At 41.3% G+C, this 12833-nt stretch carries 8 protein-coding genes; 1 reads left to right on the forward strand and 7 read right to left on the reverse strand.

Annotated features, from left to right (window positions below; all coding sequences use genetic code 11):
• Nucleotides 1–120: 120 nt before the first annotated feature.
• Nucleotides 121–759: a uracil-DNA glycosylase gene (gene ung, locus MKS91_RS02140; protein ID WP_258569195.1), complete on the forward strand. Its 639-nt coding sequence runs from the start codon at nucleotides 121–123 to the stop codon at nucleotides 757–759.
• Here the strand turns inward: ung and MKS91_RS02145 are convergent.
• The 7 genes from MKS91_RS02145 to uppS are packed head-to-tail and all read right to left on the reverse strand — an operon-like array spanning nucleotide 749 to nucleotide 12833.
• Complete coding sequence (locus MKS91_RS02145) at nucleotides 749–4498, reverse strand: hypothetical protein (RefSeq protein ID WP_258569196.1); 3750 nt, start codon at nucleotides 4496–4498, stop codon at nucleotides 749–751. The two genes, ung and MKS91_RS02145, sit on opposite strands and share 11 nt — an antisense overlap.
• A gap of 38 nt (nucleotides 4499–4536) precedes the next feature.
• Nucleotides 4537–7905, reverse strand: coding sequence for a DNA polymerase III subunit alpha (gene dnaE, locus MKS91_RS02150; RefSeq protein ID WP_258569197.1), 3369 nt, complete (start codon nucleotides 7903–7905; stop codon nucleotides 4537–4539).
• Between the two features lie 3 nt (nucleotides 7906–7908).
• Complete coding sequence (locus tag MKS91_RS02155) at nucleotides 7909–8472, reverse strand: ribonuclease HII (RefSeq protein ID WP_258569198.1); 564 nt, start codon at nucleotides 8470–8472, stop codon at nucleotides 7909–7911.
• Complete coding sequence (locus MKS91_RS02160) at nucleotides 8451–8963, reverse strand: OmpH/Skp family outer membrane protein (RefSeq protein WP_258569199.1); 513 nt, start codon at nucleotides 8961–8963, stop codon at nucleotides 8451–8453. The genes MKS91_RS02155 and MKS91_RS02160 overlap by 22 nt, the downstream gene beginning before the upstream one ends.
• A gap of 54 nt (nucleotides 8964–9017) precedes the next feature.
• On the reverse strand, nucleotides 9018–11360 hold the full coding sequence (bamA, locus tag MKS91_RS02165) for an outer membrane protein assembly factor BamA (RefSeq protein WP_258569200.1): 2343 nt from the start codon (nucleotides 11358–11360) through the stop codon (nucleotides 9018–9020).
• A 16-nt stretch (nucleotides 11361–11376) separates the two neighbouring features.
• Nucleotides 11377–12144, reverse strand: a complete 768-nt coding sequence (locus tag MKS91_RS02170; protein ID WP_258569201.1) for a phosphatidate cytidylyltransferase — start codon at nucleotides 12142–12144, stop codon at nucleotides 11377–11379.
• A complete protein-coding gene (gene uppS, locus MKS91_RS02175; RefSeq protein WP_258569202.1) occupies nucleotides 12141–12833 on the reverse strand; it encodes a polyprenyl diphosphate synthase in 693 nt (230 codons plus the stop codon). Before uppS ends, MKS91_RS02170 begins: the two co-directional genes overlap by 4 nt.

The following is a 12833-nucleotide window of genomic DNA, read 5'->3' on the forward strand; positions in this document are numbered from 1 at the left end:
CATGATTAGAATCTACAATATTCACCTCTCAATGTCTATGGTTATTCGAAAAAACAATAAATAATGACATACTGCATCCATTCAGATATGCTTACCTACGGGATTATAGAGATAGATCACATGACTTGGGACCAAATTTTATCTGAAGAACAGAAAAAGCCATATTATAAAAAACTACAATACGATTTAGACCAAGATAGACAAAACAAGATTATTTACCCCCCTGAGGATCTGATATTTAATGCACTCAATCAAACTCCACTCAAGGACGTCAAGGTTGTGATTCTAGGTCAAGACCCATATCACAACCCTAATGAGGCTTGTGGCTTATCATTTTCAGTCCCCGAAAACATTAAGCCCCCACCATCCCTAAAGAACATATTTAAAGAGCTAGAAGCAGACCTAGGCATTAAAAAACTGCATGGGAACCTTGAGAGCTGGACCCGACAAGGGGTATTACTACTCAATACAAGCTTAACTGTTCAACAAAAAAAACCTGCATCACACAGCAATATTGGCTGGCACCATTTCACCAACCGAGTCATACAAGCAGTAAGCCACAATCAACCCTTTGTGGTTTTTATCCTCTGGGGAAATCATGCGCAAAAAAAACAGGCCCTCATAGATGCACATCATGCTATTGTAACATCAGCACACCCATCACCACTTTCTGCCTATCGAGGCTTTTTTGGTTCCAAGCCATTCTCTACAACAAACACCTTACTCAAATCCAATCACTTACCTGAAATTATGTGGTAATACTTTTATACCCCCAAAACTTGATCATGCCTACAGTCTTCTGAGTGGCGGGGCCTGTTTGAGGGGGCGGACTCATCTCTCCCTTGATACCTGTACTAGCGGTGCCTTTAAAACACACCAATAACGTATAGGACGATTTCATCAGTTGAATACACTTTGCCTTAGCAAGCCACAAGAGCGTCGATACTATTGAGCGTAAGTCTGATATGAATGGTGCCACCTGGGCACTAACATCGGTGAATAATGCCAACAAAAAGTCTTTTAACACTGCAGGAAATTGCAGCAACTCAGATTCCTTGCCACAACTCACAATACCCATAAGAAAGCGCGCCAAAGTCATGGGCAATTGAATCACACAAGCAACCACTGCCACAGCGAGTTGTAAAAGTTTTGAGGCGATAAAACACATGTCTTGTACCAATATCCAGTCTACAGCAAGGCAAAATACAATGGCGACTGCAATCTCCTGCCCATAGACCAGTGCTGCTGAAATCGACAACATAGAAGATGCACAATAAATGGGATATGCCAACATGCCTATGATTGCCGCCATAGAGACATACCAGCCTACAGAATAACCGAAGCCTTTAATATCACGAATTAATTCCTGCAATGCAGCAAGCATCATCCAAAATGACAAAATATGCGGCCAAACCAGCAGGTGTTTATACGACTGTATGATAGTCAGCAAACGCATCATGTGAATCGTAACAATGCTTTTCCCCAGCAAAAACACACTCAAGCCAGAGAGAAGGACAACAGCATAAAACACAACACGACGCCATAATGGCACAACATAAGTGCCCTCCGGTGCAGCCCACTGAGATCTTCTTAGGGCAGCAGGGACGCTCAATAAAATGCCCAGAAGATTTTGGACATGTAACAGCACTTTCCATAGGCCACAAACTTCTATCGCAAATTGCTTAAAATAAGCCCTCGCATCGTTAACACTACTCGTTGCTGAAGCTTCAATAATACCTGTCTTTGGCACTAAGTAACCATACTTTGCCATTGCAAGGACATACAGCATATGCTTTTGCTTTTGAATTGCCTGAGATTCCGTTCCAGTAAGCTCATATCCCAACGTATGTAACATACTCGCCCATATTGTTTCAAATTCTAATAGTAATTCTTCATCTAAATATTCTACAATCATACACGCGGCTAAGCGCTCACGATTAACCAGAAGCAACCATTTGAGGGCACGCAATCTCTGATCAATCCCGCTTTCTGTGTCTTCAAATACTCTAATAGTGTCTTCATAGCCCGGTATGATACGCATCAATGCATTTGAAGCAAAGCTACCCCAGTCATCAATCTGGCGAGCCACGCCACTCTCCTCAAGCAAAATCATGATTTCTATAACATCAATAGCACTCATATTTTTGATATGACTGCTCAAAATTCTATACCAAATCTTCAACATAATTTCTTTATCTCGACTGTCTGCTTCTTCTAGCTTTTGAAGATATTGGTTAATATTATTTCTTTCCCTCTCGAACAGCTTAACCGGTGAAAAAAAGGCGTAAAGATCGGACTCAAAACCTGCACTAATTGAACTTCCAATATCTGAATCTGCTACCTGAAAATCTATTGACCGAAACTCTTGACAAAAAAGAGAAACGCTATGGTTATATCGATGCTGGTCTTCTTCTGATCCTGTATGCGTGAACGCTGAGCACTTCAAAAAACACAGAGAAAACATTTCAGACGGACTCTTGATGCTGACACCTTTTGGAACAAGATCTACTTTGCCCCTACCCTGATCCGTCACGCCAGAAAGATGCGGGTAGTAATCATTCAAGAATATATCTCTCTTCCTCTGGCCTAAAGCAAGGTCAACATCTCCTTGCAATATGTCATCATCACTAAGCCCAGAATCTTTCATCGTGTCTTCAAAAGTTTCTGCCAGCATAGATTGTAGGCCTCCTAAGTAGGCCACACCGCATGCATCAAATATCTCACCAAAACGACACAGTAGCTTTTTTGCTTTCTGACCATCCGTATGAATCGTATCTGCTAAATGCTTATATAGAAATGACAGCTGGCCTAAAATGACACTCGTGTCCTGTATGCCCCCTAGCATCTCCGCCCTTAATCTGCTCTCAGAATAATCTTCGCTAGGCCAAACGGCTTTAAAAACACTCTCAGAAATCCCCACCCTACACGCCTCGTTAGCACGTAATATTCCTTTTTCCTTCACCGCCTTAATGGCTGTAATCAATTCAAAATCAGATACTCCAGCATCAGCCAACCAATGCGGTGAAACCCCTCCTTCAATTAGCGTGAGCACACTATACCCTCGTCTGATGAGCGCTTTTGCTAAATTAATAACCGGCACCTCTGACTGCCCTACCTGCTGTCTGATAAAGCCAACAAACAAATATTGTTTAAGAACACAAGGAGACACACCCATTTCCCGGTTATCATTTACTGCATAAATATCATGTCTACCAATATCCCACGTAAGAAGGACTTCAACTAGCGCTTCAAAGTTCTCTTGAAAAAGGTGAGCATCACCCTGTTTTTCTAAAATCCTAGCATCCGGTTCGCTTACAAAAAACTTGTCTGTTAACTGTAAGAAGTTAGAAAAACGCATCACCTTAGAAAGCTTATGAATGGTTATCTCACCAGTAGTGCTGCCATCAAGCCTTTGGTCATGGCGATGACTTAAGTCCGCAAAAAGGTCTCTATAGAAGGTGATACCTTCTTTGGTTGAAGACCATATCATAAAGGGACCCTGAAGCACTTGTACTAGAAATCTATACAGGGAAAACTTGTTTAACCACTTCACAATAAAAGAATTGGCCACCACTTTATAAGGGTATGTTATAGCATAAAAAACCTGCAGCCATACGCGCTGAATCGTTTTGTGTCGAAAGACAGCCTTGATAAGTGATCGCAATGCTGGTGACACTTTCAGTGGCGATGCCAGCAACAAGATTATTCTGGCCAAAACGCCACATGATAGCTGATGAATCATCATCGATCCCTGCTGAAGCCATAAGAAAGAGTTTTGTAACTTCCCTCCATCTTCTGGATGATACCAGCCCTTATATACGACTTCCGACAAAAGCAATGAGCACAGCATAACCACAGAAACAAACGACACCCCCGTCACCGCTAGCTCATATATTGAAATAGACAACAATAAATAAAATATAATATCAGGACACAACTTCATCAAAGACAGAGTAAACAAATATAATGCAGACTCTTCCCTCCCCCCTTTAGGAGGTCCGAAATTGGGTGTTGCGTTCCCTTTAGTATCCTGATTTTTTGCGTCTTTTGGGTCTGGTCGTCGCCACCTTTTGGCTGTAGATGGTGAATCAAAGCTTGATTGTGATGCATCATCACTCACCTTGGCTCCCAGAGTCACTTCAACGGTCAAAAAATATGAAAGAATTAATTGTACTACCTGTATGCCATATATAGGAAAAAACTGCATTGACTGGACAAACGTATTGAGCATTTTTGGGATTCTATCTAATCTCAAATACGCGTAAAAGATATGAATAAAAATGACGACAAGGGCAACATACGATTGATACAAAAGAAATGACGGTGCTGCCCACACCACTATCAACAATGCCTGAATGAGTAATCCCAAAATTTGCTCAATAATAATGGAAGGATCGCCGCTCTTTCCTTGATGTTGTCCTTGTATTGATGTCCTCAAAGATTGAATACTGTATCCAGACATGATGCATGCGGAGACAGCTACAATGTCACTTAACATGTAAAACCATAATAATATTATCCTTTAAGCTGGCTTTATTATACATACTCACCGTAGGCTACACAACAGCTTTCAACACCATTCAATGATGCGATGCCTTCAATGAGAGCATCGCTAGCCATCACTTTAAAGGGCAAACTAAATTCCGCAATACCGTCTTGACTCAAATACTTGATAGTCACCTCACTTCTCCCTGGCTGACCTGATAACTTTGCAACAATCTCATTCACATTGATTGGCGCGCTTGCTTCTAACACAATTTCTATCTTTGGTGCTGATTTCTGACGACACTCATCTAAAGATTGGGCTTTAAGACATTGTAGACGCGTATTTTGAGTAAACTGGTCAAGGCTTGTTGCTCCTTCTGCTAAAATAATACCAGGCTGACTGAGCAACTCATATGCCTGTGTATAGACTTCATCAAAAAACGCGACATCAATTTTGCCGGTTTCATCTGACAATTCAACAAAAGCGATCCGCCCGCCCTTCTTCGTTTTAATCACTTTGATTTTATTCACCACGCCAGCAATTCGTACAGAAGACATGGATACACCCACTTGTGCAATCCGTTTAACCCCAAGACAATTTAATTCATCACGAGACTCTGCAACTGGATGACCTGATTGATAATAACCCAGCGTATCTTTTTCATATTGTAATGCCATTCTTTTAGGCATTGGTGGCACTTGTTTATAACGAAAAGAAACCTCCCCACCTAGTAAGTCCTGCTGTCCTTGTAGACTATCTGACGATTGTCTTTGAAACGTTTGTACCGCCGTGTTAATCGATGCTAACAATGTTGCTCTATTCTGACCAAATACATCACAAGCCCCTGCCTTAATCAATGACTCTAATAACTTTTTATTAACCTTTCCTCCTGAGGCACATACATCCAGTAAGTCCTGAAAACCTTCACTTGGACGGTCTTTAACCAACTGCATTGCAATACTGTGACCAACACCCTTTATCGCAGATAAACCATAACGAATCACACCCTCTTTAACCACCGAGAACATTTGCTGACTTGCATTGATATCCGGTGACAACACCGATATACCCATACCCGCCACATCCTCAAGGAAAATCATCACCTTCTCGGTATTATCCATATCTGAAGACAACACAGCCGCCATAAACTCAGTAGTATAGTTGGCTTTTAACCACGCCGTTTGGTAAGAAATTAATGCATAAGCTGCTGAGTGTGACTTGTTAAAACCGTAACCTGCAAACTTCTCCATTAGATCAAAAATTTCTTTAGCAATAGCAACATCGATCTTGGCTTCTATTGCCCCTGCAGAGAATATTTCTCTTTGCTTCTCCATCTCTTCAGGCTTCTTCTTACCCATAGCACGTCTTAATAAATCCGCACCGCCAAGAGAATACCCTGCCATATCCTGAGCGATCTGCATCACCTGCTCTTGATAAAGAATCACACCATAGGTATTGTTCAATATCGGTTCTAGTAAAGGATGTTGGTAAACGACCTCATCAATACCATGCTTACGTTTTACAAAATCATCGACCATTCCAGATTGAAGCGGCCCAGGACGATACAGTGCAACCAATGCAATAATGTCTTCAAAGCAATCCGGAACCAAACGATCAATCAGCTCTTTCATTCCCTGCGATTCAAGCTGAAAAACACCTGTTGTTAAGCACCCCTGCAAAAGCTCAAAAGCTTTTTTATCATCCAGCGGAATGGTTGCTATATCAATTGAAAGCCCTTGAGACGACTGAATATTTTTTAGCGCCCAATCAATAATAGTGAGCGTCCGTAACCCCAAGAAATCAAACTTCACCAACCCTATTTTTTCAATATCATCTTTATCATACTGGGTCACAATACCTGCTTGTGATTCATCTCGATAAACCGGAGAAAAGTCACTAATCTCTGAAGGTGCAATCACCACACCCCCCGCATGGGTCCCCACATTCCTAACCAAGCCTTCTAGTACAAGACAAAAGTCAATTAACTGACGGACCTCCTGCTCTTCAGCATAACGCTTTGTGAGCATAGGCTCTTGAGCCATGGCTTTTTCCAAAGTAATCCCCAAATCAAATGGAATTAGCTTAGCCAACTTATCTACAAACCCGTAGGGATGACCCATAACACGCCCAACATCCCGGATAACCGCTTTTGCTGCCATACGACCATAAGTTATAATCTGAGAAACATTCAGCCTCCCATACTTTTTAGCTACATAATCAATCACCCGATCTCGCCCGATCATACAGAAATCGATGTCAAAATCCGGCATTGAAACCCGCTCAGGGTTCAAAAATCGTTCGAATAATAAGTCATACACCAGCGGATCAATATCGGTTATCTCTAAGGCATATGCCACCAATGATCCCGCACCAGAACCTCTACCTGGACCTACAGGCACTTGGTTTAATTTTGACCACTTGATAAAGTCTGCAACAATTAAGAAGTAACTTGAAAAGCCCATTTTGGTAATGGTCTCTACCTCTCGTTGCATTCTATCATAATAGAGCTGTTTGTCTTTAGGAGGCTCAGCCATTACTGAAAAACGCCGCTCTAGGCCTCGTAATGACTCTTGTAAAAAAAAGTCTTTATCTGATACCGCAGCAACCTCAGGAAGATAGACTTTTCCCATGCTTAATGTCACATTACAGCGCTTCGCTAGAATATTGGTATTTTCTAATACTTGCTTTGCATCAGAAAAAACCTCATGCATTTGAATGGCACTCTTAAAATACTGTTCTTTACTATGTGACTGTGCTCTAGTTTTATCCTGAATAACCCGGCCTTGGTGAATGCATAACCGAATCTCATGCGCTTGATAATCCGCTTGCGCCATAAAGCACACATTATTCACAGCCACCAATGGTAACTCATACTGATACGCAAACGCTGTCCATGCATAATTTGCTTGCTCATACGTTAAATTTAACCGTGTCAAAGAACCGAATAAACGTCTTTTAAGCAACAAGGGTTTAAATGGCTCTAAAAGCTCAGCCAGTGCATTATTTTGTGTTGAGATTAAAGATTCTAAACCATTTAAATGCAGAATTACCGCAACACCATCAGATTGAATCACATGTTGGTGATTGACAACTGGACGTGAGTCAATTCTAACATCAGACAGATAAGCATCACTCAACAACCGAACAACCTGCTGATACCCATTGTCATTTAAACACAATAGCGTGGCTTTAATAACCGAACCATCAAGATCAAAGATAACGTCAGCACCTGGAATAGGCTTAATGCCTGCTTGACGCATTTTTTGGTAAAATTTTACCCAACCAAACATATTATCTATATCGGTTAAAGCAACAGAAAATATACGCTTCTCAGCAGAAGCTGATGACAATTCTGATAATCGGCACAATCCTTCAGATAAGGAGTGATCCGAATGCACTTGTAAATGGGAGAAATTCAACCTCTAGTTCTCCGGAACTTTGCAAAATGATTTTCTATGGTGTGGCAACACACCCAGAGCCCCTATCGCAGCCCTATGCTTTACCGTCCCATAACCTGCATGAGTATGAAAACCGTAACCTGGATAACGCTGCGACATTGCGTCCATTATATGATCTCTAATATGCTTTGCAACAATAGAGGCTGCCATTATTGCAAGTTCTTTTTGATCGCCCTTTACAATTGCCTGACATGGCATAGGAATATCAATCGTATCTCTACCATCAACTAAGACCTTATCTGGCACGATTAACAATTGATTAACCGCTCTTGCCATCGCCAGCTTTGTTGCCTGAAGAATATTGACTCTATCAATCTCTGCAACCGAGCCAACCGCAAAAGACCATGCGCGAGATTCTTTGGTGATCACTGAGAAAAGCTGGGCTCTTTTTAATCGCGTGAGTTTTTTAGAGTCATTCAAACCCAAAATGGGCTGCTCTAATATCACCGCCGCCGCAACAACAGGACCTGCTAATGGCCCTCGCCCTGCTTCGTCAACACCCGCAATTATTTCAGAGAACGTATACACTCTTCTGTCAGGCTAAAGTCGCTGTCCACATAAAGCAACGCCTGCTTTGGATAAACAACTTGAATTTTATACTTCTTAGCCAATTTTTCAGAAATTTCAGAAACTTGATTCATGTAATTTGACTTAATCTCTTGCTGACGTGAGTAGTATTCTCCGCTCATTTCAGAACCTTGCTGAGAGAGTTTCGTTGCCATTTCACGGATTTCACGCTCTCGATTCTCACGCACAATATCCGTCATAGTAGGCGCGTCTTTCTCTAAATCTACCTGCATCTGTTCTAAACGCTTCTTAGCCGCTTCAAAATCCGTATGCCTTGATTCAAAATCTTCTCTTAATGAGTCAATCTTATTACTAATAACCTGTGAAGAGAACACTTCTTCTAGGTCTATGTATGCAATGTGAAACTGCTTAATTGCCACACTTTCTGCTGATGTTAACGTGCTTAATGAAAGCAAACTTGCCAAAACTGCACTCGAAAAAAACCTCTTCATAACTAACTCCTCCTTCGTTCAATACATACTGCCAAATATAGCAGTTATAATCAATTAAAACATTCTACCTGGGCTTAATGAAAAGCTTTTAAACTCTTCCGAACTTTCTTTGTTAAATGGAATCCCCAACGACACAGTAAAATCTCCCATTGGTAATGCAATTGTCCCTGAAACACCTGCTGACCCCCTTAGTTCTGATAAAGAGATTGACTGTCCTTCTTCAAAAACATTCCCGACATCTACATACACGTAGGTTCTCACTAAATCAGGAAACGGGGATGGCGTTTGAACCTCTAAGTTTGCAACAAACAACTTATCTCCACCCTTACTGCGCTCAACCTTTGAATAAATATTCTTTGTCTGTTTTTTTGTTTCTTCATCAATTTCATAGGTAGTATCGATATATTTAGGACCTAACTGACCATAACCACGAACAGAACCTAGTCCACCTGCAAAATACCTTGCAAAAAATGGTACATCTGCACCTTCATTTTTATAGTCATTCACATACTTCGCCATTAAACGGCCTCTAAGAACAAATGGCTGTTCAAACATTTCACCTAAAGGGTAATAGCCCGTTACGCTACCTTCAACATCATAGTATGTCACCGCATCACCAAATGGCAAAGCGACTCCAACATGCGCATCAGCAACAATACCCTTCGTTGGTAAATAAGCACTATCAATATCCCTATAAGTAACACCAAAACCAGTTTTAACCTGAGTGACATCATCACTATCACGGTTTTCAAAAAACTTTCTAACCAATGATGACGCTTTATCCACTTCGTAATATTTGTTCATCTTATAACCCAATATTGTATTTGCACGCAAATGTCTCGATATAGGCATTGTGTATGCCGCTCCCAAGCCAAACGCATCAGAATGATATGTGAGTGTCTCCTTGTTTTCTTTGTCCATTTTGCTGTACGTCGCAGAGAACCCTAGAGAATGACCAGATAGCGTTATATTCGGGATCAGATACTCGAACGCCAGGTCACGCTTTTTGCTACCAACAGATGCTTTCGCACTCAAAGAGTGACCATAACCTAGTAGGTTTGTCTCCGACAATGAGGCTTTTGCAGAAATACCACCAACAAACTCCGCCCCTAACTCACCACCGAAAGTACTTGGGAGTTCTTCAATATTGACAAATACATCATAAACACCCTCTTCCACCTCTACAGTTGAAATAGCCACATCCTTAATGTATGGCAAGTTTTTTAAGGACTGTTCAGACTGTCTAAGCATGCTCTTATCAAATACTTGTGCTTCACCCACTTTGAGCACTCGTCTTAAAGGCTCATCTTCTGTACTTCTATTTCCCCTGAAAAATATCATGCGCGTCTTGGCAACGCTTTTATCTAACGTAACGGTCAGTTTAGACGTGTCCGCACCAACAATCACATCATCGACCAAAACTTTGTAGAACCCAGCATGCTTATCATCAGAAAAGAAATCTATCACCTCATGACGCAATGCCTGATGAATATTTACCGTATATGAGGCTCCAATTAACTTTTCTAAAATCCTTGCTTTTAACACTTCTGGCCACGGGGCCTGATCATTAACAAAATCAACCTCTGAGATAGTAAACTTGGGTCCTGGCACAATGTCAAATATCACTTTTTTATAGGTTGACCGCCAAATACGCTGCGTTGGCGTCACATCAACCACGCGGAATGTCACTTTTGGTGCCCTGTATCCCTTCGCTTTATAAAAGTCTACCAAACGCAGACGATCTTGTTCAATCATATAAGGGTTATATAAATCATCATACATTATAAAGGACAGTAACCCTGTTGTACCTGACCGGATTATCCGCTGTAAATCGCGATTCGCAAGATTAAAATCTCCAGAAAACTCAACCGCTTTCAACTTAATGGCGTCGCCTTCGTCTAAATGAATTTTCAAGGACACGACCCCTTCTGACAGCACTTCGCGATCAATTTTAATCACAGCATGTTCAAAACCACTGCCTCTCAAACCTGTCTGCTTCGCTATTCGCCATTCTTCTAAAGCTCTTTCATTAATCAGCTCGCCTTTAAGGACACCAATCGAGGCTAACTCTTTCTCAACAGACTCTGCACTAACAAACTCTGCCTCAACTGATACATCACCAACAACAGCATCTTCTGTCAAAATAATGGTTAAAACATGATCTTGTAGCTTGATCTCAACTTGAGAAAAGTATCCTGAACTATAAAGCTGCTGAATCTGATTTTTAATATCCTGACTGTCAACGTCTTGCCCAACAGAAACAGAGATATAGTGATCAACAGCCTCTTGAGGAAGAACACTAACCCCTTCAATATTAATTCGATCAATGACCTCGGCATGAGCAATGGAATATGCTAACAATGACACGAACAAAGGGAAAAAGGTCTTAAAATTCACCGCAAAACTCCAAGTTTTAATTTATTAACGCGATTAAATACACAAAAGGAATGACATACATCCAACTGTCAAATCTATCCAGCAATCCCCCGTGACCAGGTATCATACTCCCTGTGTCTTTTACACCCAAAATTCTCTTCTGGTAGCTTACGAGCAAATCACCTGTTATTGCCAATACGTATACCATGCTCAAAAACAATGTCAAGTATAATATCTGGATATCACGCACTATCAGCAGCATGAGAAAACAAACCATCAACCAAACGAAAGCTCCCATATATCCTTCTAAAGTTTTATTTGGACTTATTGCGGGAATGATACGCATCTTGCCATAAAACTTCCCAGCAAAGTAACCACAACTATCAATGCCCGCGATCAATCCTGCTGATATTAAGAGATAATCTGTATTTAAAAAATATAGCTGCTGCAAACAAAAGGTGAATACCGCGATATCAATCCATCCAATCCAAGTAAGCATATAACCCATATAATGATGCTTATGCCCATACAACATCAGTACAGATCTGATCAACCATGTAAATGCCACAAAACCCAACATCACATCAAAATAATGATGACACAATAGGTAACCTGGAACACCAAACACTCCCGCAAACAATCCCGGCAAAGGCATATCGAGCATCTGCATTGACTCTAGCAAAATCAGACCCCCAAAAGCGAGAAAAAGCCACCAGACCCAAGTATCCGGAAATACTGCGAAAACCAATGCGAATACAGACACTAATAATAGGGCTGAGATAATACGAGTTTGAGTTTGACTCACACGCTTACTCCTACGTTTCCGAACCGGCGTTCTACCTTTGCATATGAGGCCAAAACAGACTCTAAATGCTCTTGCCTAAAGTCCGGCCATTTCACATCAAGAAAATACAGCTCTGTATACGCCAAATGATACAACACAAAGTTACTTAAACGACGCTCTCCCCCTGTCCGAATCAAAATATCCGGATCAGATGGCAACAGCTGAGAAAAGGCTTGTTCAATCTGATCATCGCTCAAACTGACAGGGTTTTCCAATAGCTTTTGGGTCGTATGGTGTATGTGCCATTTGCCGCTAAAATTTAAAGCCACCGTAAGGGTTAACACCTTATTTGTTTTAGTTACCTCCTCCGCGTCTCTAACCGCTTTTGAAAGCTCACACCCCAATCCCTGAACATCACCTATAACTTTTAAACACACACCCATGTCATGCATCTCTTGAGTATACTCTTGTAAGCTACGCATAAAGACGGACAGCAAATAATGCAACTCCTCTTGCGGCCTAGCCATGTTATCACAACTTAAACCAAATACTGTCAATTCTTGAATACCCAGCCTAACCGAGCACTCAACAATTTCCCGGATAACCTTTGACCCTACTTGGTGCCCCACATGCCTAGCTTTGCCCAAAGAAGTTGCCCAACGGCCATTACCGTCCATAATAATGGCTATATGTTTTGGCTTCTTAGACAT

Origin of the sequence: Candidatus Synchoanobacter obligatus (assembly GCF_024259865.1) — a bacterium.
GTDB classification, from domain to species: domain Bacteria; phylum Pseudomonadota; class Gammaproteobacteria; order Comchoanobacterales; family Comchoanobacteraceae; genus Synchoanobacter; species Synchoanobacter obligatus.